The sequence below is a fragment of the Halostagnicola alkaliphila genome (assembly GCF_055379965.1).
Genome location: NZ_AP043826.1, coordinates 2,246,493 through 2,270,739 on the forward strand (window position 1 = coordinate 2,246,493; position 24,247 = coordinate 2,270,739).

Consider the following 24,247-nt stretch of genomic DNA (forward strand, 5'->3'; position numbering starts at 1 on the left):
TGGCCATATTTGCTTTACAGGCCGACTGCAGCCATAATCGTCAGTCCGCTCGCGAGCGCGCCAACGAGGTAGCCCGCGATAGCGCCGCCATTGAGGAGCGGCAGTCCGGCGTGGGCTCTCCCCTTCATGACCATATACATCAGGATGAGGAGGCCGATATTGGTCCCGATTATTGCGCCGAGGGCCGGCGCATTCAACGCGATTCCGGGAACGTCGATAGTGCCTTCTTCGACGAAGAACGCGGCGCTCGCCACCAAAATCGTCGGAATAACGGCATCGCCGAGGCCGATAAAGAGGGCGTCTCGTCCGCGTTCTTGCCCGTCCCCTTCAGCGGTTTCCGCCGCGTTCTGATCCGAGCTTTCGTCGCGTTGCTCGAGGGAGATTTCCCCCTCCGGGCCGCCGTTTCGTTCGACAGTCGCATTTCGTTCGACAGCCGCATCGTCGCTCAGGGCGTTCGGTTCACCGTTCGAACCGGTCTTGGAGTCGTCCGCAGCGTTCGCACTGCTGTCGGAATTCGAGGTATCCTCGAGAACGCCGTCGGTGCTTCCCTCGGAGAGGTAGGAGTACGGAAGCGTCGTCGGGACGATGAAGATGACGGGTATTTTGAGGTCCATCACGCCGTCGGCCAGATCGAGCATGTGTTCGGTCTTGTAGACGCTGATCGCGTCGTATATCGCCAGCACGACGAGAAACAGGATCGCCGGGAGCAAGCCGAAACTGATGCCGAACAGTCCGGCGGCGCCGGCACCCATCAACACCCCGGCGGTGTCGATGACGTACCACTCTGGATAGAGCAAAAGTGCACCTGCGACTCCAGCGGCGGCCAGCAGTGCGATCGCGTTTACCGATCCAAGCGTGACCGTCGGCGGGATAATTTCCGTGAAGACGAACCAGGCGAGCATTCCGCTCACGCCGATGATCAGTCCCCGAATCAACCGCTCGGCATCGTATTTGAACGCCGCAAGCATCAGCCCGGTGGCGACGAGAATAACCGCAAAGTAGATCGCGCTGTTAGTAGGGTCCGTCGGGTCCTCGACGGCCTGTCGGTCGGAGTCGTGGAACGGTTCGACCAGTGCCAGTGCACCGAGTTGCACGCCGAGAAACAACAGGACCGTCACTCCGACAGCGAGGACAATCCGTGCCCGATCGTTCATACCGTCGTCTTTGAACCCCTGTGGTATCTGTGTTTTCTTCTTCGGGAAACGGTCTCTACCGGATCGGAGACGGAACGCAATAGGAGCCGAAATCGATCGTTGGGGGCGAGACCACGTTCAAATCGAACGACCCCATCCAAAATGATGAGGGGATAATCCCGAAATGATGGGATATTGACCCGAAATGAATAGGAGTGGTGTCCAAAATAAATGTGACTATCGCGCGTACAGTGTCGTGCTGACTAACGACGGTTTGTGGACGCCATCGTCGGTCGTCACCGCGAGGTACGGTCGATCGACGGGACCGAACACGTCGACGACGCGTCCGACTTCCTCGAGGTTGTCGTCGAGGACGGTCGTTCCGATGGTGTGCTCGAGGTCGTCGGTCGAATCTCCGGTCGTGTCGTCGTCCGCTCTGAGGATCGCGAGCCCCTGTGAAATCCGAACGACCTGGCCAACCCGACGCATCACTCTCTCATCGCGACGACGTAGGCCGCCACAGCCTGAACCAGATCGTTCTTTGTCGAGTCCTCCGCGCCTCGGACGACGACGCGACCGCGCTCGTCCCACGGGGCTCTCGAGTAGGACTTGTCGCGTTCGACGATCGCGTCATATCCGATCTGCTGGACGGCCTGTGCGATTTCGTCGACTGTCGGCTCGTCGACGGCGAGATCCTCGGGAACGCGTCGTCCGTCGGCCCGGGAACAGGTCGCATCGAGATAGGCGGGCCAAATGACGTTTTCGACCATACCCTTCCATGTGAAGGCCCGCGAGTAAACCCTTTTCATAGCGCGGGCGCTCGAATTCGGAGCGACGCTTCTCGATGTTCGTGAGTCGACGTTCGAGGCCAAAACGACTCTCGAGGAGGGCAACGCGAACGAATCCGGAAACGAAAGGAGAACGTACTTCGTATATCGAAAAGACGTGAAGTGTCACCGAACAGTGTGGCGAGGCGTGACTGGTTACGAACGCCGCCGAAGAGCGACCACGCTAGCCGACAGAAGTGCCGCTACGGCAACCGGGACGCCGAATCCTGGGATCGTTTCGTCGTCTGCGTCAGTAGCCTCGCCATTGTCGGTCTCGGCGTCTCGGTACTCCTCATCGAGTGCCTCGAGATCGGCTTCGATTTCGGCGTAGGCGTCCGGATACACGCCTTGGACGATTTCTTCGATAGCGAAGACGACCTGTGGAGCGGGTTGGCTCATCGCGTTATCGTCGACAGGTAACAGGTTGCCTTCCTCGTAGGCGGTCGTCCCATCGACGCCAGTACTGAAGTCGAATTCGTCTGTCCCGTCATCAGGATGGATGATCCATTCGGGGTCTTCGTCGACGATCTGTTCGGAGTCGACTTCTCCCCACGTCTCGAGGCCGACTCGTTCGGCGAGGTTTTCGACGCCGGCAGTCGTGAGCACCTCGTCCTGGAACGACTCGGTTCCGGCCGTTTGTCCGCCGCGCATATCGTAGAAGGCGAGCGGCCGATCGTCTGCGTCGTCTACCGTTGCGTTCTCGAGCAGATCGATCCGTTCGTCCATCCATTCGACCGACTGTTCCGCGCCGTCGCACTCACCGACGAGTTCGCCGGTGGTGAGCGTGTTTTCTCGAACGTTGTCGAGGGAATTGCCTTCGTCGAACACGTAGACAGCAAGTCCGGCCTCGCGAAGCTGTTCGATGTCGTCGTCGAACGTCGCGTTGGCCGCGAGAACGATATCGGGGTCGAGCGCGACGATTTGTTCGTCGAGCACCGTGTAATCCTCGTCCATTACGGCTTCTCTATCGCCCATATCGAGTTCTTCGGTTGCCGGCGTGTCGGGCATTCCGTCGAGCCGGTCCTCGGCACCGATTTCGAACATCGTCTGCGCGTCGCTGGGTTGGAGCGCGACGACGGAATCGGGTTCTTCCTCGAGGGTGATCGTTTCACCCGTCGCATCCGTGCGTTCGACGGGATACTCACACTGGGCATCTGTGACGCCCGTCGCCGCCGAGCCTACCGCGTTAGCCGGCGCAGTATGTTCGCCTATGTCGACTTTCATTGTGTTGGATTCCGCGACTGTGCTCGCCGAGGCCATCGGAGCGAAGGCCGATGCGACGAGTAAAATGGTCAAAAACGCTGCTAATTGCTGCTTCATCTGGATGTATATCCACGGTACTTCAACAAATATTTGGCTACTCCAACCGTGGTTTAGTTCGATGAAGCGATCGGTCCGAACCGTCGCCTGGTCGGCCGGCTTGACCTGCCTTCTCGTCGCCGTCGTGGTCATCAGCGCCGGGCTTGGATCGGTCTGGATCGAACCGACGACCGTCGGAATGGCGATTCTCAACGCGGTCGTTATTCCAACCGGAATCGCCGTTGAAAGTTCCTCTCTGCCGTTTTTCGGCTGGTCAGTTCCGATGCCGGGCCTCGAGTACGCGGCCGTCTTTTCGTTCGACGTCTCCTCGTCGAATCAGGTCATCGTCGAGACCCTTCGACTTCCGCGAATCGCCCTCGCCGCGACGGTCGGGTTCGCGCTGGCGGCCGCCGGAACGGTGATGCAGGGGTTCTTTCGCAATCCGCTCGCCGACCCGTCGATAATCGGCGTTTCCTCGGGTGCGGCCGCTGGTGCGGTTGCCGCCATCGCCTTTCCGGCGTTGATCCCGTTTGGCGGCCTCCACCTCGCTGCGTTCGTCGGTGCGCTCGGAACTGCCTTTCTGGTGTACGCGATCGCGACCGAAGGTGGGCGAACGCCCGTTGCAACGTTGCTCCTGGCAGGCGTCGCCGTTCAGGCGTTTCTCGGTGCCGCCATATCCTACATGCTCGTTTACAGCGGCGACGACCTCCGTGAAGCGGTCGTCTGGATGATGGGCCACCTCCACAACAGCTCCTGGGGAGACGTCGCGTTCGCCCTGCCGATATCGCTCGTCGGGGTCCTCGTCCTCGGGGGGTTCACTCGAGAGATGAACGTCCTCCTGCTCGGCGAAGAAGACGCCCACCACCTGGGCGTCAACGTCGAACGGACCAAACTCCTCTTGCTCGCGCTCGCGAGCATTATCACCGCCGCTGGAGTCGCCGTCGCGGGCGTCATCGGCTTCGTGGGTCTCGTCGTCCCGCACATCATGCGCCTTATCGTGGGTCCCGATCACCGGATCCTCCTCCCGACGAGTGCGCTCGCGGGCGCGTCCTTTCTCGTCGCGACCGATACGATCGCTCGGCTTGATTCGGTGTCGTTGCCACTGGGGATCGAGTTCGGGATGCCCGTCGTCCCCGTCGGTATCGTTACCGCCGCGCTCGGTGCCCCGTTCTTCCTGTTCTTGCTTACTCGGCGGGAGGTGCACTCGGTATGACTGAACCGGAGCAGTCAGATGGAAGCCGTTCGGACGCCGATAACTCGGGTGCTGACAGCTCGGACGCTGGCGATGTAGATGCTGTCGATCTGGATACTAACAGTTCGGGGTCCGGCTCCGGCGCGATTTTTATCCGGAACCTCAGCCACTCGTTCGACGATGTTACCGTTCTCGAGGACGTCTCGCTTACTATCGAACCGGGTGAGTTCGTCGGGTTCGTCGGTCCGAACGGGGCCGGGAAAACGACGCTACTACGCGCAATCAGCGGCGCACTCGAGCCCGATTCGGGCCGAGTCACGATCGACGGCGTCGATATCCACGAGGCGTCCTCACGGGCCTCGAGCCGGCTCGTCTCGGTCGTCCCACAGGATACGAGTCTTTCGTTTTCGTTTCCCGTTCGCGACGTGGTCGAGATGGGGCGCCATCCGTACCGATCCCGGTTCTCGCCGCCGACGCGGGAGGACCGGGAAGCGGTCGACCGGGCTCTCGAGCGAACTCGAACCGCCGAACTTGCCGATCGTCCTATCGACGAGATCAGTGGCGGGCAGCGCCAACGGGCCGTACTCGCTCGAGCCATCGCACAGGAGACGCCCGCCCTCCTGCTCGACGAACCGACGGGGAGCCTCGATATTAACCACCAGATCGAGACCCTCGAATTGGTTCGAGAGTTGGTCGACAGCGGCCGAGCGATCTGTGCGGCGATTCACGACCTCGATCTGGCGGCGCGGTACTGCGACAGGTTGGTGATGCTCGCCGATGGCGGCGTTCGGCGAACGGGAGCGCCGGAGGCAGTGTTATCTGCGGAGACGCTTTCGGACGTGTTCGATTCGAACGCGGCCGTTACCGAAAACCCGGTCACCAGAACGAGTACGGTCACGGCGCTTCCGGCCGCCGAAACTCCGAATCGGGGCCAAGCGCGCAAAAGAGGGGGGTCCTCGCCTGCGGTACCCGATCGCGTCCACTGCATCGGTTCCGGATCCGCCGCCGTCGGCGTCCTCGCTCGGTTGACGAACGCGGACATCGAAACTTCCCTCGGGCCGGTTCCGAGTGGCGATATCGCCGCGGAAACCGCTCGTCGTCTCGAGGTCGACCGGATCGAAGCGCCACCGTTCGACTCGCTCTCCGAAAATCACTTCAGGGAGCTCGAAGACCGAATTTCGGCAAGCGACGCGGTAGTGCTGGCCGACGTGACGATTAGTCCGGGGAACCAGCTCGTTCTCGAGAAGGTCGCCGCCGCCGAATCGCTCGTGGTAGTCGAAACGCGGCCGTTCGATGAACGACACTTCGCGGGTGAGAAAGCCAAGGAACTGTACAACTCGTCCCGTTTGCGCGCGATCGAGTCGAATCCGGAAAACGTTCTCGAGGCCGTTTTGCGAGCGAACGCCGAGGATGGCGGGTCGACCGATATGAGTACGGGAGAGGTATCCGACCCGCCGAAATCGGCAACCGGTCCAGCCGATCCGAACTCACCGGACTCGGCGAATTCATCGGGACGGTAGCGGCTACGGCCTCGAGACGGTACGGCTACTGTATCGGGATGGTAGCGGCTACTGCACCGGGACGGTACGGCTACTGTATCGGGATGGTAGCGGCTACTGCTTCGGGACGGTACGGCTACTGCACCGGGACGGTGATTGCTAACGCACGGAGAAATACAAGTCGTATTTCAATCCCCCATTGCTCAAAGAACAGGTGTGAACCCACCCGGACGAACTGAACGGTTTTTTACCCTTCGGCCTCCGAGTCATCGACAATGACCGAGGACGAGTACGATTACGAGGCACTCGGACTCGTCGCCGGGCTGGAAATCCACCAGCAACTCGATACGGCGACGAAGCTGTTCTGTCAGTGTCCCACGGAGTTGCGCGAACCCGAGGAAGCGACGCGGGAGTTTACCCGCTATCTCCACCCGACGCGGAGCGAACTCGGCGAACTCGACGACGCCGCCGTCGAGGAGAGCAAGGTCGATCGAGAGTTTACCTATCTCGCCTACGACTCGACCTGTCTCGTCGAAGAGGACGATGAGCCACCGCATCGACTGGACGAGGAGGCTCTCGAGACGACGCTCGAGGTCGCCCAACTGATGGATATGAACCCAGTCGATCAGGCCAACGTCATGCGAAAGATCGTCGTCGACGGCTCGAACACGTCAGGCTTCCAGCGCTCGTCGCTGATCGCGACCGGCGGCTCGATCGAGACGAGCGAGGGTGAGGTCGGAATCGAAGACCTCTTGCTCGAGGAAGAGAGCGCCCAGCGCGTCGAAGAGACGGACGAGGGTGTGACCTACAGCCTGGATCGGCTCGGCATCCCGCTCGTCGAAATCGGAACCAGTCCCGACATCCGGTCGCCGGAACAGGCCCTCGAGGCCGCAGAACGGATCGGCATGTTGCTTCGCTCGACCGGCAAAGTCAAGCGAGGGCTGGGAACGATTCGTCAGGACGTCAACGTCTCTATCGAAGAAGGCGCTCGCGTCGAGATCAAGGGCGTCCAGAGTCTCGACGACATCGACGATATCGTCCGCAACGAAGTGAAACGACAGGCGAAGCTCATCGAAATCGTGGCGGAGTTAGACGAGCGTGACGCGGCAGTTGACGACCCCCAGGACGTGACCGACGTCTTTGCGGACACCGAAAGCGGCGTGATCGGCGGAGCGCTTTCGTCCGGCGGGTCGGTAACCGCCGTGTCGCTTTCCGGATTCGACGGGATCGTCGGACGAGAGATCGCACCGGACCGACGGCTCGGAACCGAGTTTTCGGATCACGCCAAACGCCACGGTGCGGGAGGGATTTTCCACACCGACGAGCTTCCGGCCTACGGCGTGACCGCAGAGGAAGTTGCGGCGTTACGAGACGCGGTCGGAGCTGGGGCCAACGATGCTGTCGCAATCGTTGCCGCAGAGACTGACGTTGCCGAATCGGCAATCGACGCTGTCGCCTCCCGCGCCCAAACTGCACTCGAGGGCGTCCCCGAGGAAACTCGCGGGGCCAACGACGACGGTACGACCCGGTACCTCCGTCCGCTTCCCGGCGCTGCACGAATGTACCCCGAAACGGACGTGCCGCCCGTCGAACCCGATCCGAGCGACGTTCCCGAACCCGAACTCCTGACGGAGAAAGTCGAGCGCTATCAAGAGGAGTTCGGGCTCGGATCCGGGCTAGCGAACCAGGTTGCTTACGGCAAGTACATGCCCGCCTTCGAGGACGTCGTCGCCGACGGCGTCGATCCGACGCTGGCCGCGACCACCCTCGAGTCCACGCTCACCGAACTCAGACGCGACGACGTGCCGGTCGGGCAATTGAACCAGCGCCATCTCGAGGAGGTCTTCGAGTTAGCCGAAAACGGCGAGCTTCCCAACGAGGGGATTCCGGATCTGTTGACGGTACTGGCCAACGAGCCGGGACAGTCGGCCGAGGACGCCGCCGAGGACGCTGGACTCGGCTCCGCGGGTGAAGAGGAAGTCAGAGAGGCGATCGCCGAGGTCGTCGAACGAAACGAATCCCAAGTCGAAGAAGAAGGGATGCAGGCTTTTTCCGGGTTGATGGGCGAGTGTATGGGTGCACTTCGCGGGAAAGCCGACGGCGACCTCGTGAGCGAGGTACTCCGAGAGGAGATTCAAAAGCGAGCCTAATTCATCGAGTATTCGGGTTGGTTACGGGGCGGCGATACTGGCAACCGATTTCCAATACATGCTGGCCTGAGTAGGGTGTCGTCTACGTGTCTCGGTGTTCCCAGGACTACGTGTCTCAGTGTTCTCAAGACTATGTGTCTCGGTGTTCTGAGACCTGCTGATCCGGACGTTCCGTCGCACGTCGCAACAGGCCGAGGAAGGTGTTGACCTCTCCTTCGGTTGGATCCGCTCTGCCGTAGATGCGGCGGATCATCCGCATCGTTTTCTTCCGTTTCTCTTCGGGGTGGTTGAGTTCCACGAGGAGGTCGTCCCACTGATCGTAGAGCCGCTCGAGCAGCGGTTCGGGCGCACGAAGCCGCTCTTTGTCCGGCAGCTGGGTATCTGTGTCCTCGAGGGTGAGCGTTCTGAGTTCGTAGAGAGTGATCGTTGCGGCTTGGCCGAGGTTGAGCACGGGGTATTCGGCGCTCGCAGGGATCGAACAAATCTCGTCCATCCGGCTCAGTTCCTCGTTCGTGAGGCCGACGCGCTCCCGTCCGAAGACCAGTACTGTGGGAGCATCGACGGCAGGTAACCGGTCGGCGAGTTCGGAGGGGGTCGTGTACGGAAATCGAACGTGGCTCTGGTCGTCCTCGTTCGTAACGGCCGTACAGCCGATCGTGTGGTGTTCGTCGACGAGTTCGTCGAACGAAAGTTCCGTGGCGTTGGGCAAGATATCGTCTCGAGCGTGGCCAGCGAACCCGTAGGCTTCGCCGTCCGGATCGAGTTCCGGCGGATCGACGAGCAACAGCTCCTCGAAGCCGAAGTTCTTCATCGCTCGAGCGATGGTCCCCACGTTCCCGGGAGTCGTCGCATCCACGACTGCTACGGCAGGTGGATCACTTGAGGCCATGTACTCCGCTACTCGTGGGCAGGGAAAAGAATCCCGTTCGAAGAGAGGTTCTCGGAGGGAATGGAGAGCTGTTCTCGAGAAAAAGGCCCAAAATGAGTGGGCAGTTATGGCGGGTGGGGAGTGTAGTGAAAGGGCAGTTGTGGTGCGTAGGCGGGTTGCAGTGGATTAGCGATTGGAGTAAATGAGTGGGCGTGGTGCGTAGGCGGCTGTGGTGGACGGCCAGTTACTATGATGGGTTGATTAAACTGGATTGTGTCAGGCTGTTTTAAGCTATCTTTTGTCTGATTACTAGTTCCATACTAGCTAGTTATAGGAGGATCTAGTTGTTTGTTGTATATTCTAGTTGTTGGTTGTATAGAATAAGAACTAGATCTAGTCTAGAGATAGTAATTGGAACGCTCGTTTTCTGAAAGTGATTTTGGGAGTCTTAACCGCTGAACCGGTTGTCTCGAGCGATAGTAGAACATGATTTGTACTGCTTGGGGGGTGAGACACCTCCTTCGCGTTTGTAACGGTGTATGTGGGTGGGGGTTCTGTTTGGGAACACACCTCCGTCGCGGATGTAAATCTATCCGTAAATTGATGGGATATCAGGAATTCGGCGATATCTGACAACCCCCTCCCCTCATTTGGAGTTACAAACGCGACGGGGGTGTGTGTCCCATCGCATCACGCACCCCATCGCGTTCGTCGCAAAATCACCCTCGTTGTACCGCAGAAATTCGGGTTCGGACCGGCCCCGTTTGCTTCTCGAGCGAGTACAAATCTTTCGGAGACTCGGTACTTTTCGTCGGACGCGTCCAGACAATACAAGAAATCATCGAGAGCGCCCATCGGATCTGGTCGAGGGTCAAACTCATCCGGTGGAAGCAACGTGAATCGAACAGAGAACGTCTCCACGATAGTCGTTAAAAGTTGGTACCACTTGCGAGAGTATTCGTATCACTGCGTACGATTTTACCTCTCAACTTTCCGACCGTGTGAACGACGATCGATTCGTCGAGCGAACCGACCGGAAGTCAAATATACGGAGCACGAATCAAGCAGTTCGGTTCGAACGAACGCGTTATTTTCCCTATTAAATAGGTGTACAAATACCGAAAATAGTCTCTCTCGGTTAGTCGAGTCCCCGATTGAAATCCGGGATTGTTTCCCCTCGTCTCTATTCGCGTGCTTGCTGACCTCTCAAATTCGGTCACCGTCTCACCCCATCCTTCAGTGCTCTTACACTCGCGACACTGGTGTGGGGGTACCACCCAAGACCCACCCAGATAGAAACGCGAGAACAGCACTTTCCTCGAGAGTCCGCAATTGATGGGTTTCAGCCCACAAGAAGGGGATACATATAACATTTACACACGCGAGGTAACCCTATGGGTTTATGATAACCCAATTAGTATCACTCCGGTACTGGAATGTCCTCCAACGATGACCGGGACCCGCTTTTTCGGTACGATGATCCGATCTTCGCCGACGAGCGTTTGCTCGAGATAACGCATCTTCCAGGGCCCGACAGAATCGTCGGGCGGGACGAGCAGATGCAGCGGGTGGCCGATGCACTAAACCCTGCAGTGTTCGGGAGCGAGCCGAATCACCTGTTTATCTTCGGAAAGACGGGAACTGGCAAATCACTCATCTCGCGATCGGTCACTCAGCGGGTGATCACGGAAGCTGAACGCGACGACGTGACCGTCAAATACGCCTTTATCGACTGCGGAGAGCAAAACACCGAAGCATCGGTCGTCAAAACGATCGCCCAAATCGTAAACGAACCGGACAACAGCGGCGTCACTATTCCGGACCGCGGGCTCGGAACGGGTGACTATTACAAGCGACTCTGGCAGACGATCGATCACTGTACCGACGTTACGATCGTTATCCTCGACGAGATCGACATGCTCGAGGACGACGAAATCCTCCGAAAACTCTCTCGGGCCGGTGAGAACCGGCGAATTTCGGACTCGGCTATCGGCATCATCGGGATCTCGAACAAGATCGATTTCCCGGATCACCTCTCCGAACGAGTCAAATCGAGTCTCTCTCGAGACGAACTCGTTTTCTCGCCGTACGACGCGAACCAGCTCGTCGAAATACTCGAGAAACGTCAGGACGCGTTCCACGACAGCGTTCTCGAGGACGACGTAATCCCGCTAACATCCGCGCTTGCAGCGCAGGAACACGGCGACGCCCGAAAAGCGATCGACATCCTCCGAAACGCGGGTCGGCTCGCGAAGAAACAAAACGACGCGCGCGTGACCGCCGAGAACGTTCGCGAGGCGAAAGAAAAGACCGAAGCCGACCGATTTAACGAGTTGATCGAGGGATCGCCACAGCAGGCGAAGGCTATTCTGTACGCGCTCACCCTGTTGACTCAGAACAGTTCGCAAAAGGAGTTCCCGACGAAGATCATCTACAACCAATACAAGGAACTCGCACGACGGCTCGACTTCGATATCCTTTCGGAACGTCGCGTGCAGGAAATCCTTCAGGAACAGAACTTCCTCAACGTGATCCAGTCCGAGCGAAAGGGTCGAGGGCGGGGCCGCGGTGCCCACGCCAAACACAGACTTCTCGAGAACCCGTCGATCGTCAAGAAGGTGCTGTTACGAGATTCCCGACTCGCGCTTCTCGAGGAGGATACGAACGCTGAAGAGCAGCAGACGAAACTAGGACAGTAGCTGCGACAACTGGATCTCGGGTTAGCCAGAGTACTACATGTGAACTACCCCTGCCTACTCGCCGCCTTCGGCGGCTCCTTGAGGCAGGGGCTTCCTGCTTCGACGACGCGACTTGCAGACACGGAAAGTGTGTTCACAGCGTCCACGAGAACGGAGTTCTCGTGCGGCCCATCAGAACCTTCCGTTCTGAGGACGGTCGCAGTCTCCACAGGCGTTCGAAAATCGCTACGCGATTTTCGCAGCCCATCAGAACCGTGAGGTTCTGAGGACGTTTCTTCGGAGTGACCCACTCCTAGTTTCTCCAAACACGGTGTAGCACGTTCAAAGCCGCGTTCCAATCCCTGTCTAAACAGCAACTGGCGACAACTGAACCGGTTGATCGTAACCGCGATACCTTTTTGTCTCGCTTTCTCACTGTTCGTATGAACAGCGTCGACGCTGCTGGACTGGGTATTGGGGACGAGCATCCAGCCCGGATTATGGGCGTCTTAAACGTGAGCGAGGAGTCGCCCTACGATCCGAGCGTGTACGACGATCCCGCCAATGCGGCGGCGTACGTTGACGAAGAGTTACTCGAGGAGGGGGCAGACATCGTCGATATCGGACTCGAATCCGCGAACAAACGCTTCGATGTCCTGACGGCTGAAGAAGAACTCGAGCGCCTCCACGTTGCGATCGAAACCGTCGACCAGATTACCGGGGATGCCGTGTTTTCGATCGAGACTCGATACGCCGCCGTCGCGGACGAAGCGCTGTCCCAGGGGTTCGATATGGTCAACGATATCTGCGGATTCGCCGATCCGAAGATGCCCGCCGTTTGTCGAAAACACGACGCTGCGGTGGTCAAAATGGCGAGTCCACCGGATCTCGAGCGTCCCGGTGCGGTCGAAGAAACCGATTGGGCGGATCGTAAATCTCCAGCGTGGGCCGAGAAGGCGGATTACGTCGATATGGTGTACGAAGCGGTAAAGCAGAACGGATTCACGGATAAGACCATTATCGATCCGGCTTTCGGCGGGTGGAGCGAGGCTAAGACCACTGAACACGATCGTGAGACGTTTCGCAGGCTTTCGGAGTTCCGCTCGCTCGGAAAACCGATGCTGGTCTCGATCAATCGAAAAAACTTCCTCGGGGAGATCGCGGGCCGCGAGACGGACGAGCGGCTTCCGGTAAGCCTCGCGGCGACGTCGATGGCGATCGAACGCGGAGCCCACATCGTTCGGACCCACGACGTTGCCGAAACGCGCGACGCCGCGCGCATTGGGTCGGCGTTCGCCGAGCGCGGTCAGCCGCTTCTCGACGGATCGGAGTAAGCCGACTCGAGGGGCGACCCGATCGATCACAAGGATTCCATGACGCCCTCTGCGGTGTCGGCATACAAGGGAACTCTCGATGAATCCGAACGGTTTTTCGCTGAGCGATGATAGACCCCGTTTCTCGGTTTTCAACCGTTCTATGTGGTGAAAACAAGACTATTGTTCCTTATGGGACGGGTATTACCGATGTCTTGCAGTAAGAGAAAGCTTATACCGAAGGCTTCGAAAGAGGGGAATGGACGCCGGGCGGCCTCCCGGGTAGGGGTACTTTGGAGGCGACCCCCGGCCCACAACACGGAATTATTGTGGTCCTACATCCGAAAGAGGCATCTATACGCTTCTTAATCCGGAAGTATACATTCCATAACCCTGGGAGAAACTTCACAAGCCGAACGGAACCGCACCGCTTTACCGTTACTAGAACTAGTATTATCGCGAGCTACCCCGAGACCCAACGTATGGAATACAACGAATTCGAACCCGTCTACGAAGCTATCTTGGAGGATTTCGGCTTCGATCGAGCGGCCGACGAGCGCGCACGAGACATCCTCGCGGAAATGGCGGAGCCATTCGACCTCGAACACCTCCGCAGTGCCCGGAACCGAACCGTCGCAATAGCGGGCGCGGGACCCTCCCTCGAACTGTCTGACTCGCTCGAGCGCGTCCGCGAATGCGATGTCGTGTTCGGGGCTTCGACGGCGGTCGACACGCTCGAAGACCACGGCATCGCGGTCGACTGTATGGTGACCGACCTCGATAAAAACCCGAAGACTGTCGTTCGGTTGACCGAGCGCGGGACGCCCGTCGCCGTTCACGCCCACGGTGATAACATCCCCGCGGTGCGCGAGATCGTCCCGGAGTGTTCACCGGAGTTCGTCCTTCCGACGACACAGGCGTCACCGTCCGGGCCCGTCAGAAACTTCGGGGGATTTACCGATGGCGACCGAGCGGCGTTCCTCGCGGATGCACTCGGCGCTGAGCAGCTCGTTTTCGTCGGGTGGGATTTCGACGACCCGTCCGTCGATTCGATGAAAGCGAAAAAACTCGAGTGGGCGAAACGGCTACTACATTGGCTCGAGACGCACCGCGAAGAACGGTTTGACGTTCTCGAGGGGTATCGAGATACGCTCGAGATGACCGCGCTTCCGATCGAAAACCGTTCTTGATCACCGGGTACCACTCTTACTCATGGAACCGCTGCTGATCAGTCCGCATCGGCCTGTTCGTTCTCGTGAAGCTGCCCCATCCGACTCTTGAGATCGATTCCTCGTTGATCGAACCAGTAGACTCGAGTCCGATAGAAGACGTAGCCGAGCACCATCCAACCGAGTAAGACGCCGACCATCAGCGGCAGTTGTGTTGCGACGAGTACCCAGAGGAACACTGCAGAGCCCACCGCTCCAACTGCGGTGAACTTCAACAACCACAGCGGGAGTTTGTACAGCGAGTGTTCGTACCGCTTCGGGTATACCTTCGGGAGGTTCCAGAGACCGATTCCGGCGACGGCGAGTCCGAAGAGGATCGTCATGGAGAGTGCAACCGAGAGTGTCACGGTACCGGGAGCAAACGGGGCGACCAGAAGCGGCGGGACACCGAGTAGAATCACTGCGACGTACGGTGAATCGTACTGATCGTGGATCCGAGCGATCGCCGAAGGAATAATATTGTCACGGCCGGCTCGCATCAAGAGACGGGAGTAGGCGGTGTAGGTCATATTGATCGAGGTGAGTGCGCCCATCGCCGCAGCGACGAGGACGAGCGCAGTGAGCGGGGCCGGGGCGGTGTCCATCGACACTTGCGCGACTGCAGCGTCCATTCCGCCGAGCGTCTCCCAGTTTGTCGTGCCGACAAGGACGATGACGAGGCCGATCAACAGCGTCAGCGAGACGGCGGCTGAGAGACCCAACACTCGCGGGATGTTTCGCGCCGGGTCTTTCATCTCTTCGCCGAGTTCGACGACGAGTCGGAAGCCGCGCAACGGGAAGTAAAGCGAAACGATCGCAACGATAACGGGCGCGGTACCCTCAGGGAACAGCGGCGTGTAGTTCGACGAGTCGACGGCGAACGCCCCGGGAACGATGAAGGCAGTCATCCCGAGGACGATCAGTGACACCATCAGGAACTGGACGATCGCCACCATTCGAATGCCGAGCACGTTCAAGATAATGAACGGGATGAGCAAGCCGTATATCAACGCGAGTTCGGGGATCGCCGGCACGAATGAGATCGTTTCGGAGACGAAACCGACGTACTCTGCGAACCCGAGGGCGATGAACAGCATTCCAGCCCAGACGCCGGGTATCGTAATCCACGGGAGCAAGAACCCCCAAAACGGTCCGACGAGGCGGGAGGCATAGACGTAACTACCGCCCGCGACTGGGATCGCCCCACCCAACTGTAGCGACATGACGATCCCAAAAACGAGCGGAATCAGTGCGAGCAACAGCGCTAAGATAACGCCTGGACCGACATCGCCCGCGAGGGGACCGGGAAGGACGAAGGCGCTTACCCCGATGACGTTTCCAATTATCAGTACTGTCGCACCGACCACCCCAACCTTGGTATTGATTATCCCGTGTTGTGACATTGTTTCCCAACTATGATGATTGTTGAAGTACAATAGCCGATATAATAACAATGTTGCGGTAGCACTCAGCATACATTCGCCCGGAAGGAAGAAGGTGTATTAGATTAAATCTGTTTAGCAATACGCCTCGGGTTACCAACACTGGTGTTTGCAGTAACGCATTCGATCGATCCGTTTGTAGTCCGATTTTTGGGTATGCCGTTGCCGTCTGACTCCCGTTTCGAGAGGCGACAGAGAAACGGCAGTCGTCAGAAAAGCGCGTCGATCTCGCCGTCGGTATCCATAAGCGACGAGAACTGATCCTGGCTCTGGGCCTGAATGTCCGCGTTCCGGTCCTTGGCGTCGATCGCCACCTGCTGGAGCGTCTCGATCCGCGGGACAGAGGTAACGCCCGAGAGAAGCACGATCGATCCGACTTCGTCTTCTCCGACGAGCGGGTAATCGCCGCCTCGGATTTCCATGCTTCCCGTTTCGTCCTCGAGCCACTTGCGTCCGCGTTCGACACCCTTTCTGTTCAGGTACGATGGAGGACCGGTCGCAACCGCGAGCCCTCGCTCGGCACTCGAGACATCACACGGCAGTGTGAGTCGACCAAGCGCCGCCTTTCGGACCAGGCTCGTCAGCCGGTTCGTTGCCGACAGTTCGTCGGATGAGGGGTTCTCACGGAACGTAGACATGAGCCCTTTCTGATTGTTCTCGACCGTCTCTCGAGCGTAGCCGATCGTCGAAACGCCGCCGCCCGAGAGCGTGTTTATTATCTCCGAGGAGTCGACGACGCTTTCGGCGACGTGATCGCCCTGTCCGACCTCACCGGCGGCAAACAAGAGACCGAACCGCTCGGCGATTTCGCGGTTTATCTGATCGTATCCGCCTTGGATCGATTCGCCGGTCTGGCGCCAGGCATCGTTGTCGAAGACGAGCAGGTTGTCGACTTCGTGAACGAACGTCTGGAACGATCGTGCGGCGTTGAGCGTGTAGATCCCCCCCTCGTCAGTGCCGGGGAGAATTCCGAGCCCGTACACCGGTTCGGAGTGTATCCGTTTGAGATGTTTCGCGAGGACGGGCGCCCCGCCCGAACCGGTGCCACCCCCCATACCAGCGACGATGAGAAATGCGTCGATTTCGTGAACCGGGACCTGATCTACGGCTCCCTGAATTTCGTCGATATCTTCCTCGGTCACCGTCGCTCCGAGTTCGTTGTCGGCGCCGACGCCGTGTCCTTTCACTCGTGCCTGCCCGATGAGGACTCTATTCTCCGTGGGAATCTCTTCCAGTCCCTGTAAATCAGTCGTTGCGGAGTTGACTGCGATCGCCGATTCGACGAAGCGAGCGTCGATCGTGCGTTCGTACGCCAGGAACTCGTCGACCACTTTCCCGCCTGCCTGTCCGAAGCCGATGAGTGCGAGTTTCATAGCTATCGTTTGTGGCCGTTCTCCGAGAGCGGTCAGCGGAGACCCCGCCGGGCCGAGCCGTGAACGGTTTCCACATCTACTCTCTCACCTATGTCAAGTATTGTTATGGCCCACATACGATCGATAAAAAGACAATCAGGTAGTCAATAATATCATCAGAACGTGAATGAGTTGAGACGCTGTCGATCGGAGCTGGGTAGGGAATCTTCAGAGCGATCGAAGGATATTATCCGTCGATAGCGGAAGTATCTCTATTTCGGATTTCGGTGCACTCGATCGGGTAATACGGGGTTTGGCGAAAGCTATCGTCTCGAGAGTAAGTCCTATACATCGTGGTGACTACGGGTCTCGTATGGAGGAAATCGCTCCACCCACTCGCCGTCAGTTGCTCGCTGGGGTTGGCGCGACAGCAACAGGAAGTGTTGCGGGGTGTATGGAGCGATTCTGGTCAGGACCGGAGGAGAATGCGCCAGATCAAGTCGCGTTAGTAATTAAAACGGTTCCGACAGACGACGACTTTATCGCCGCAGCGGTTCTGAGTCAACTCAGAGAAAACCTCACGGACGCCGGGATTGAAGTAACCCACGAACCGGTTGCAGAGCGCGAATTCTATCGGGACATTCTCATCCAACGCGATTATGACATCTTCGTCGGACGCCATCCCGGATTATTCGAACCGGATGCGCTTCGCGGTCTCCTTCACTCTACCTTCCGGAGCGAAGAAGGGTGGCAGAACCCGTTTAATTTCTCGAATATGGCGATCGACGACCTTCTCGAGGAGCAGTATACGTCGGAGGGCGAAACGCGGGACGAGACGCTTGAGGAACTATACGAATCGCTCGAGCAGATAGGGCCTCATTCGGTCGTCGCATTCCCGAACCATCTGGGAGGCGCTCGCAACGAAGTCAGTACGCCGTGGTCCCCGAACCGCGCAGAGGGATATATCGACCTGCTTTCGACGGAACCTGCTGACGGAAGCCGGAACAGCCCGCTCCGCGTCGGGCTCTTTGGAGAGGGACTTTCGGATCGATTTAACCCGATTGCGGCAGATGTTGGAAGCGAACGTCCGCTGCTTGAACTTCTGTACGATCCACTTGCTCGCAGGATCGATGACGAGTACGTTCCGTGGCTCGCCGACGACATTTCGTGGACCGATTCGAGCATCGGTCTCGAGGCGACGGTACGACTTCGCGAGGGACTCACCTGGCATGACGGCGAGTCACTGGACGCTTCCGACGTCGAGTTTACGATGCAGTTTCTCGAGGATACGTCGCTTGGTGAAATAGACAACGGGATCCCGGCATCACAGTACAGAGGGCGTCAATCAGTGGTTGAATCCGTGTCTGCGGTTGGAACGAGAACCGTCGAGTTTACGTTCGAAACGCCCACCGAAGCGATTGCCAGTCAAGTTCTCACAGTTCCCCTCCTGCCCGAACACGTGTGGGAGTCCCGATCCGAACCCGTCGGTGAGTACCAAACTGACGCTCGAACCACGGACAACGAGCCTCCCGTCGGCTCGGGCCTGTTCACGTTCGGCGAGCACGAAGCGGACGAACTGCTCGAGTTCGAACTGTTCGACGAACACGTGCTTTTAGATCCGACAGTTTCGAACCGCCCGTCGATTCTCGACGAATTTCCCCAGTATGATGGCCTCGAATTTCACATCGTTGGTCCGTATCCAGGCGTTCTGATCGAGATGCTAGCTGACGACGACATCGATGTCATTGGCGCAGACCTCCCACCCGAACACGTCGAGTCGATCGCCGAGGAGAACGAGGTTTCGATGGTGAGCTCCTCGACGGATTCGGTGTACGTCGTCGGATATAACTTTCAACACCCACAGCTCGGGGATCCACGGTTTCGCTCTCTCGTCTCCCGGCTGATCGACCGGGATCACGTCATCGAGGAGGTTTTCGACGGGCACGCTGAAAAACCTGAATCCTACGCCGAACTTGCCGGTGTTCGATCACCGGAAGACCGCAGTCGATCGGCCGATGGAACCTCCGAAGTATTGCGGTTCCCCGGTTCGGATGGGGAGATCGACCAGAATCGGGTTCGGACCTTATTCGAGGACGAAGGATATCGATACGACGATGAGTCACTGTTGGAATGACCTGAACCGCTGCTGTGGTGACTGCGTCGAGGGTCCGTCTCCGGGGCGGTATCGACCGATTCAGCCGGAGACCGTCCACCGGGCAATGACGATTGGAGAGTCGTTCCGAGAATTACCGTTTCCCAACCGGTTCGTATTAGTGGCCTCCAGATAGTATTCTCTCAATATGGTCCTCGCTAGCGTCGTTCTCGAGATTCTCCTCGCCGTCTTGGCGATGCTCGTCGCGGCGACGCTCGTTATCGTCGGTCCTCGACCGTTCGTACGGGCAGTTCGGGACTTTCGGTGGCGACTCGAGGGAATCGCACTTCCGATGACCGTCTTGCTCTGCGTGTTGTTCCTCAGGTGGGCGACGCAGGATGTTGCTCAGACGATTTCGACACAGGTAATTGGTGTTGCTATCACGGATTATCTCTTCGGGATCGACCGAGTGCTTTTCGGCGAAACACCCGTTGTTTTCCTTCAGTCGATCCAGATGAACGAACTGACCTCGTTCTTCGTATTTATCTATATCTACGGCTACGCGTTCTTACTCGCGTTTCCGTTTATCGCGTATTTCGCGCTCCGAGAAATGGACGACCTTTCGACGCTTCTACTCGCATACACCGCCAACTACGGAATCGGGCTGCTGTGTTATTTGGTGTTTATCGCGTACGGTCCTCGAAACGTCGACCCGACGCTATTCGAAGGGCTTCTGTACACGGCGTTTCCAGAATCGGGCTTTCTCACGCACTCGGTAAATCATAACACGAACGTGTTCCCGTCGCTTCACACGTCGATGGCGATGACGGTGTTTTTCCTCGCCGTACACACTCGGGAGGAGTATCCGTTGTGGGTCCCTCTTTCGGGTGTTCTCGCCGTGAGTGTTGCACTCTCGACGATGTACCTCGGTATTCACTGGTTTTCGGACGTGATCGCTGGAACGCTTCTCGCACTCGTCAGCGTCTATATTGGTCGTAATTATACCGTCGAGGGACTCGTGAGGACAGCGAGAGCGTTCTTCAGCACGAAATTCAAAAACGCCCGAATGCGGTTCGAAGGTGGCCGAGAGTAACCGACGGCTTCTCCCCGGGAATCGGTAGACGATAGCCCGATTCAGTGAAATTAACCAGCAAACTTATACCTTGACAAAAGTTAGCATAGGATATGGTCACTCCAAGAGACACTTCGACGGCCGATCGAGGGATCCCTCCAACCCAGGCGATCATCGAAGCCATAGCGAGCGCCGAAGGTGTCGATGTCGTGGAGTTGCGGCCGCCCGCGTACGATCCACTGTATTCCGTGATCGATCCCGAAGCACTTGATTTGCTGTTCGACGAACACCCGCCGGAGGAGAACGACTCCGACATTCGGGTTACGTTCACGTACGAAGGATACGAAGTCGACGTCTATGATGGTGGTCGAGTTGACGTTTCGGAGGCGAGTCCGTCCGATGATACAGTTAACTCGATCGGAAAATGAGACCACAACGAAGGACGTCGACGACAACACCCGCTACCGCCACCGGAGTTCGATAGCGAGGATCCAGCGACGATACTAAATTCTCGAACCGGGGACGGCACCCAGCGGAACGACACCATTCCCACGGAATTCTATCCATTTCGGCTGCCGTCGCGTACAGCCCCGATTACGCCCAGTACGCATCTCCTGGATCCGTTTCGAAGCGGACCCGCTCGAGGAATTCGATCGCCTTCTCGAGTCCCTCTCGAGAACTCGTGAGCGAATCTTCGTGTTCGATGCTCAGGACATCGTCGTAGCCAACCATTCGGAGCGTCGAGACGATCTCTTTCCAATGAATTTCATCGTGTCCGTAACCGACGGAACGAAAGAGCCACGATCGATTCTTCTCGTCGTCGTAGGCGGTCGTATCGAGAACGCCCTTCTCTCGAGCCTGCGATTCGTAAACCCTCGTGTCCTTGGCGTGGACGTGTTTGATTGCGTCGTCTTCGCCGAGTAACCGAATCGCGTCCGGAATCGAAACTCCCTGCCAATAGAGGTGAGAGGGATCGAAGTTGACTCCGATCCGCTCGTTGGTCGCCTCGCGCAATCGAAGCAACCCGCGCGGTTCGTAGACGAGCATGTTTGGGTGCATCTCGATCCCGATGTCCACACCGTGATCGGCCGCGAACGCCGCGAGTTCGCTCCAGTATTCGAGGGCTCGATCCCACTGGTACTCGAGTGCGTCGGTGTGTTCTGGGGGCCACGGTGCCGTAATCCAGTTCGGTACGTCGTCGTTCGGCCCGCCAGCGGGGAGGCCCGAAAAGCAGGTAACGGTGGAAACGTCGAGTTGAGCTGCGAGTTGAATCGCCTCCCGAAGCTCGGTCGAAGCTCGATCCGCTCGCTGTTCGTCCGGGTGAAGCGGATTGTTGTGCACGGCCAGCGCGCTGATCCGTATCTCGTAGGTCTCGAGGACGTCCTCGAGGTCGGCCTGTGCCTCGGCGTCGTCGAGGTAGTCGGCACGTGGTAGATGATCCTGTCCCGGAAAGCCACCGACACCGGGTTCGATCGCCGTGATGCCCTGTTCGTTACAGTACGCGAGTGCGCCCTCGAGCGACTCGTTTGCCAGCGGCGGGGTGTGCAGACCGATCTCCATGGGGGTGCGTTTGACGCCAGTGGCGAAATAAGACGGGGCTGCCTGTCGGAAAACCGACGCCGAATCGCTATCGGTCCGAAACCGAGATCGTTTGCTCCTCGTTGCTCGAGCGGTAGATGGCATCGATAACCTGTTGGACGTTGAGGGCCTGCTCGACGCTGTTTTCGAGGTCGGTATCGGTGACGATCGCATCGAAAAATGCCTGCTGCTCGTCGGTGTGGGTGTCGTTCTGACGCGTTTCTATCGATGTGTTTTCGAGGTGGTCCGGACCGATCGTACTCGCCGAGTGAAAGCTCAAGTTGTTCTCGAGAAGGTCGAATTTGGCGGCAGCATCCGTTCCGCGGACAACGAACTCATGGTTCTCGGGTCGGTTCGTCGCCCAGGCGACCTCGAGCGAAACCGTTCGGTTCCCATCGCAGCGGACGAAGGCACTTGCGGAGTCATCGACGTCGAACTCACCGGGGCCCGAGTCGCTTCCCCACATATCGAGATACGCGTACTCCTCCCGCGGACCGAACTCGCCGCGCGTGACGCCGGACACTTCGAGGACGGCCGGGTACCCGAGTAGGTACAGCGCGAGATCGATGGCGTGAACGCCCAGGTCGATAAGCGCGCCGCCGCCGGCGATCGCTCGCCGAGTAAACCATGACCCCCGTCCGGGAATCCCTCGTCTTCGTACGTAGTTCGCCTCGAGGTGTTTGACGGTCCCCAAATCGCCTCGATCGATCCGGTTTTTGACGATCTGGACGGTGTTTGCGAATCGATTGTTGAACCCGACCATCGTAACTCCCGACGACTGTGTGGCTGCGTCGGCGATCCGCTCGGCGCTTTCGAGCGTATGAGCCAGCGGCTTCTCGAGAAGAACGTGTAGGTCCTCTTCGAAGGCGCTCACGGCGTACTGTTCGTGGAACTTGTTCGGCGTCGTGATGATAATTGCATCGACGATATCGTATAAATCCTGATAATCCTCGTAAACGTCGACATCGTAGCGTCTCCTGAACCGCTTGCGCGCTTCGGGAGCGACGTCCACCCCACCGACTAAGGGAACGCCGAGCTCGAGAAGCCGCTCCGCGTGATACTGGCCAATGTTTCCGAGTCCGACGATCCCCGTGTCAACATCAGTTCGGTCAGGAGTCATTGGTGCTAATTAGTCCGAATTCGATTTCGTCAGCGATGGCAGGGATGTTCCGTCGAGTAGTCAACAGTACCGAACGGTTGGCGATCGGTTGTCTTTGGTCCGTCGATGATTTGCAACGCGTGAGTCTGTGTTCGCTTCACCGGTGCCGTCCGGAAGGCCAAACAGTTGATCAGTCTACCTCGGTCATCGTTTCCCCCACATCAATCCGTTCCCGTCACCATCGTCCCTTTAGCCGTCCGCCTCGGTCATCGTCGCCCCATCGTCCGTGCCGCCGAGTTCGGTGATGCCGTGTGTGAGTGCCGTTCCCGTTTCGGTATCGAAGAGGTGAACCCTCGTTCCGTCGAACACGACGTCCGTCGACTGTCCCTCAGCGATCTCGGTGTCGGAAGTGACGCTCATCAGGAGTTGATCCGGAGAGGAGGCAGGATCGCGTTCCATCCCTCCTTCGACGGCTTCCGAGAGCAACAGGTAGACGAACACCTCGTCACCCATCGGTTCGATAACGTCCGTTCGGACGGGGATCGAACCCGTCGGCTGGGTCACCGATTCAGCGTACTCCGCGAGGTGGACGTCTTCGGGTCGAATCCCGAGGGTGACTGCGTGTCCGACGGAAACGCCCGGCACTCGAGCCGGATCGAATTCGACGAGGAAGTTCGGCGTTTCGAGCCCGTTTTCGACGAGTTCGCCCTCCACGAAGTTCATCGACGGCGAGCCGATGAAGCCGGCGACGAACAGATTGTCGGGTTCGTTGTAGCAGATCAGGGGCGGGTCGACCTGCTGGAGTTTTCCCGCGTCTAGAACCGCGATGCGATCGGCCATCGTCATCGCCTCCGCCTGGTCGTGCGTAACGTAGATGACCGTTGTCTGTAACTCGCGATGGAGTCGCTGGAGTTCGGTCCGCATGTGGACGCGAAGTTTCGCGTCGAGGTTCGCGAGCGGTTCGTCCATCAAAAACACGCCCGGATTCCTGACGATCGCCCTGGCGATCGCCACACGCTGTCGTTGCCCGCCCGATAACTCGTCGGGCATTCGCTCGAGCATGCCTTCTAACTGCACGATATCGGCGGCTTGCGTGACGCGTCGCTCGATCTCGTCGTCGTCGTAGGTTCGCAGTCGAAGCCCGAACGAGATGTTTTCGAAGACGTTCATGTGTGGAAACAACGCGATGTTCTGAAAGACCATCGCGACGCCCCTGTCTTTCGGCGCGAGGTTCGTGACCTCGTGCTCGCCGATGTAGATGGTTCCGTCGCTCGGCTTCGTGAGCCCGGCGACGGTCTCCATCGTGGTCGATTTCCCGCAGCCCGAGGGCCCGACGAGACAGAGGAACTCTCCGTCCTCGATGTCGAGACTGACATCGTCGACCGCGGTGACATCTTCGTAGCGTTTCGTGACGTTCTCGAGTCGTACTCGTGCCATGATTTGGT

Annotated in this window: 17 protein-coding genes and 3 pseudogenes; 9 read left to right on the forward strand and 11 right to left on the reverse strand. The window is 58.5% G+C overall.

The features are described 5' to 3' along the window. Nucleotides 1-14 precede the first annotated feature (14 nt). The 4 genes from ACZ5C7_RS16500 to ACZ5C7_RS16515 form a co-directional block, all read right to left on the reverse strand. On the reverse strand, nucleotides 15-1,154 hold the full coding sequence (locus ACZ5C7_RS16500; RefSeq protein ID WP_464377374.1) for a presenilin family intramembrane aspartyl protease PSH: 1,140 nt from the start codon (nucleotides 1,152-1,154) through the stop codon (nucleotides 15-17). A 216-nt stretch (nucleotides 1,155-1,370) separates the two neighbouring features. After that, entirely contained in the window at nucleotides 1,371-1,622 is a 252-nt protein-coding gene (locus ACZ5C7_RS16505; protein WP_464377375.1) for an H/ACA ribonucleoprotein complex subunit GAR1, read from the reverse strand. Beyond that, complete coding sequence (gene srp19, locus ACZ5C7_RS16510) at nucleotides 1,622-1,903, reverse strand: signal recognition particle subunit SRP19 (protein WP_464377376.1); 282 nt, start codon at nucleotides 1,901-1,903, stop codon at nucleotides 1,622-1,624. The genes ACZ5C7_RS16505 and srp19 overlap by 1 nt, the downstream gene beginning before the upstream one ends. Nucleotides 1,904-2,116: 213 nt before the next feature. Next, nucleotides 2,117-3,280, reverse strand: coding sequence for a PGF-CTERM-anchored ABC transporter substrate-binding protein (locus ACZ5C7_RS16515; RefSeq protein ID WP_464377377.1), 1,164 nt, complete (start codon nucleotides 3,278-3,280; stop codon nucleotides 2,117-2,119). A 61-nt stretch (nucleotides 3,281-3,341) separates the two neighbouring features. Between ACZ5C7_RS16515 and btuC the strand changes: the two genes are divergently transcribed. The 3 genes and pseudogenes from btuC (at nucleotide 3,342) to gatE (ending at nucleotide 8,100) form a co-directional block, all read left to right on the forward strand. Further along, nucleotides 3,342-4,472, forward strand: coding sequence for a vitamin B12 ABC transporter permease BtuC (gene btuC / locus ACZ5C7_RS16520; RefSeq protein ID WP_464377378.1), 1,131 nt, complete (start codon nucleotides 3,342-3,344; stop codon nucleotides 4,470-4,472). A gap of 182 nt (nucleotides 4,473-4,654) precedes the next feature. Then, nucleotides 4,655-5,971 (forward strand): annotated as a pseudogene (locus tag ACZ5C7_RS16525) (ATP-binding cassette domain-containing protein); the annotation flags it as partial. Between the two features lie 254 nt (nucleotides 5,972-6,225). Then, nucleotides 6,226-8,100, forward strand: coding sequence for a Glu-tRNA(Gln) amidotransferase subunit GatE (gene gatE / locus ACZ5C7_RS16530; protein ID WP_464377379.1), 1,875 nt, complete (start codon nucleotides 6,226-6,228; stop codon nucleotides 8,098-8,100). Nucleotides 8,101-8,230: 130 nt separating this feature from the next. On the opposite strand, the gene ACZ5C7_RS16535 is transcribed toward gatE, so the two are convergent. Then, on the reverse strand, nucleotides 8,231-8,989 hold the full coding sequence (locus ACZ5C7_RS16535) for an RNA methyltransferase (RefSeq protein ID WP_464377380.1): 759 nt from the start codon (nucleotides 8,987-8,989) through the stop codon (nucleotides 8,231-8,233). A 1,415-nt stretch (nucleotides 8,990-10,404) separates the two neighbouring features. Between ACZ5C7_RS16535 and ACZ5C7_RS16540 the strand changes: the two genes are divergently transcribed. Further along, nucleotides 10,405-11,667, forward strand: a complete 1,263-nt coding sequence (locus tag ACZ5C7_RS16540; RefSeq protein ID WP_464377381.1) for a Cdc6/Cdc18 family protein — start codon at nucleotides 10,405-10,407, stop codon at nucleotides 11,665-11,667. Between the two features lie 44 nt (nucleotides 11,668-11,711). Here ACZ5C7_RS16540 and ACZ5C7_RS16545 read toward each other — a convergent pair. Continuing rightward, nucleotides 11,712-12,013: pseudogene (locus ACZ5C7_RS16545) on the reverse strand (hypothetical protein); the annotation flags it as partial. 76 nt (nucleotides 12,014-12,089) lie between these two features. On the opposite strand from ACZ5C7_RS16545, the pseudogene folP reads away from it, so the two are divergent. After that, nucleotides 12,090-12,956: pseudogene (gene folP, locus ACZ5C7_RS16550) on the forward strand (dihydropteroate synthase); the annotation flags it as partial. A 485-nt stretch (nucleotides 12,957-13,441) separates the two neighbouring features. Further along, nucleotides 13,442-14,149: a 6-hydroxymethylpterin diphosphokinase MptE-like protein gene (locus ACZ5C7_RS16555; protein ID WP_464377382.1), complete on the forward strand. Its 708-nt coding sequence runs from the start codon at nucleotides 13,442-13,444 to the stop codon at nucleotides 14,147-14,149. Nucleotides 14,150-14,187: 38 nt separating this feature from the next. On the opposite strand, the gene ACZ5C7_RS16560 is transcribed toward ACZ5C7_RS16555, so the two are convergent. Together ACZ5C7_RS16560 and ACZ5C7_RS16565 are read right to left on the reverse strand one after the other, a co-directional pair. After that, nucleotides 14,188-15,570, reverse strand: coding sequence for an APC family permease (locus tag ACZ5C7_RS16560; protein ID WP_464377383.1), 1,383 nt, complete (start codon nucleotides 15,568-15,570; stop codon nucleotides 14,188-14,190). Between the two features lie 248 nt (nucleotides 15,571-15,818). Beyond that, a complete protein-coding gene (locus tag ACZ5C7_RS16565; protein WP_464377384.1) occupies nucleotides 15,819-16,982 on the reverse strand; it encodes a tubulin/FtsZ family protein in 1,164 nt (387 codons plus the stop codon). Nucleotides 16,983-17,334: 352 nt separating this feature from the next. Here ACZ5C7_RS16565 and ACZ5C7_RS16570 point away from each other — a divergent pair, with 352 nt between their 5' ends. The 3 genes from ACZ5C7_RS16570 (at nucleotide 17,335) to ACZ5C7_RS16580 (ending at nucleotide 20,553) form a co-directional block, all read left to right on the forward strand. Further along, nucleotides 17,335-19,095: an ABC transporter substrate-binding protein gene (locus ACZ5C7_RS16570; RefSeq protein ID WP_464377385.1), complete on the forward strand. Its 1,761-nt coding sequence runs from the start codon at nucleotides 17,335-17,337 to the stop codon at nucleotides 19,093-19,095. A gap of 166 nt (nucleotides 19,096-19,261) precedes the next feature. Continuing rightward, on the forward strand, nucleotides 19,262-20,146 hold the full coding sequence (locus ACZ5C7_RS16575; RefSeq protein ID WP_464377386.1) for a phosphatase PAP2 family protein: 885 nt from the start codon (nucleotides 19,262-19,264) through the stop codon (nucleotides 20,144-20,146). Nucleotides 20,147-20,238: 92 nt separating this feature from the next. Beyond that, entirely contained in the window at nucleotides 20,239-20,553 is a 315-nt protein-coding gene (locus ACZ5C7_RS16580) for a HalOD1 output domain-containing protein (protein WP_464377387.1), read from the forward strand. A gap of 166 nt (nucleotides 20,554-20,719) precedes the next feature. Here ACZ5C7_RS16580 and ACZ5C7_RS16585 read toward each other — a convergent pair whose 3' ends face one another. From ACZ5C7_RS16585 to ACZ5C7_RS16595, 3 genes are all read right to left on the reverse strand, one after another. Beyond that, a complete protein-coding gene (locus ACZ5C7_RS16585) occupies nucleotides 20,720-21,685 on the reverse strand; it encodes a sugar phosphate isomerase/epimerase family protein (protein ID WP_464377388.1) in 966 nt (321 codons plus the stop codon). Nucleotides 21,686-21,752: 67 nt separating this feature from the next. Continuing rightward, the gene (locus ACZ5C7_RS16590; RefSeq protein WP_464377389.1) at nucleotides 21,753-22,823 is read right to left on the reverse strand and encodes a Gfo/Idh/MocA family protein; all 1,071 of its coding nucleotides are present in this window, start codon (nucleotides 22,821-22,823) and stop codon (nucleotides 21,753-21,755) included. 228 nt (nucleotides 22,824-23,051) lie between these two features. Beyond that, the gene (locus ACZ5C7_RS16595; RefSeq protein ID WP_464377390.1) at nucleotides 23,052-24,239 is read right to left on the reverse strand and encodes an ABC transporter ATP-binding protein; all 1,188 of its coding nucleotides are present in this window, start codon (nucleotides 24,237-24,239) and stop codon (nucleotides 23,052-23,054) included. Nucleotides 24,240-24,247: the final 8 nt, after the last annotated feature.

Coding starts and splice junctions, on each gene's coding strand:
- ACZ5C7_RS16515 (WP_464377377.1), bottom strand. CDS start 3,280: ATGAAGCAGCAATTAGCAGCGTTTTTGACCATTTTACTCGTCGCATCG.
- ACZ5C7_RS16500 (WP_464377374.1), bottom strand. CDS start 1,154: ATGAACGATCGGGCACGGATTGTCCTCGCTGTCGGAGTGACGGTCCTG.
- ACZ5C7_RS16535 (WP_464377380.1), bottom strand. CDS start 8,989: ATGGCCTCAAGTGATCCACCTGCCGTAGCAGTCGTGGATGCGACGACT.
- ACZ5C7_RS16595 (WP_464377390.1), bottom strand. CDS start 24,239: ATGGCACGAGTACGACTCGAGAACGTCACGAAACGCTACGAAGATGTC.
- ACZ5C7_RS16540 (WP_464377381.1), top strand. CDS start 10,405: ATGTCCTCCAACGATGACCGGGACCCGCTTTTTCGGTACGATGATCCG.
- ACZ5C7_RS16555 (WP_464377382.1), top strand. CDS start 13,442: ATGGAATACAACGAATTCGAACCCGTCTACGAAGCTATCTTGGAGGAT.
- ACZ5C7_RS16505 (WP_464377375.1), bottom strand. CDS start 1,622: ATGCGTCGGGTTGGCCAGGTCGTTCGGATTTCACAGGGGCTCGCGATC.
- btuC (WP_464377378.1), top strand. CDS start 3,342: ATGAAGCGATCGGTCCGAACCGTCGCCTGGTCGGCCGGCTTGACCTGC.
- ACZ5C7_RS16580 (WP_464377387.1), top strand. CDS start 20,239: ATGGTCACTCCAAGAGACACTTCGACGGCCGATCGAGGGATCCCTCCA.
- ACZ5C7_RS16590 (WP_464377389.1), bottom strand. CDS start 22,823: ATGACTCCTGACCGAACTGATGTTGACACGGGGATCGTCGGACTCGGA.
- ACZ5C7_RS16570 (WP_464377385.1), top strand. CDS start 17,335: ATGGAGGAAATCGCTCCACCCACTCGCCGTCAGTTGCTCGCTGGGGTT.
- ACZ5C7_RS16585 (WP_464377388.1), bottom strand. CDS start 21,685: ATGGAGATCGGTCTGCACACCCCGCCGCTGGCAAACGAGTCGCTCGAG.
- ACZ5C7_RS16560 (WP_464377383.1), bottom strand. CDS start 15,570: ATGTCACAACACGGGATAATCAATACCAAGGTTGGGGTGGTCGGTGCG.
- gatE (WP_464377379.1), top strand. CDS start 6,226: ATGACCGAGGACGAGTACGATTACGAGGCACTCGGACTCGTCGCCGGG.
- srp19 (WP_464377376.1), bottom strand. CDS start 1,903: ATGGTCGAAAACGTCATTTGGCCCGCCTATCTCGATGCGACCTGTTCC.
- ACZ5C7_RS16575 (WP_464377386.1), top strand. CDS start 19,262: ATGGTCCTCGCTAGCGTCGTTCTCGAGATTCTCCTCGCCGTCTTGGCG.
- ACZ5C7_RS16565 (WP_464377384.1), bottom strand. CDS start 16,982: ATGAAACTCGCACTCATCGGCTTCGGACAGGCAGGCGGGAAAGTGGTC.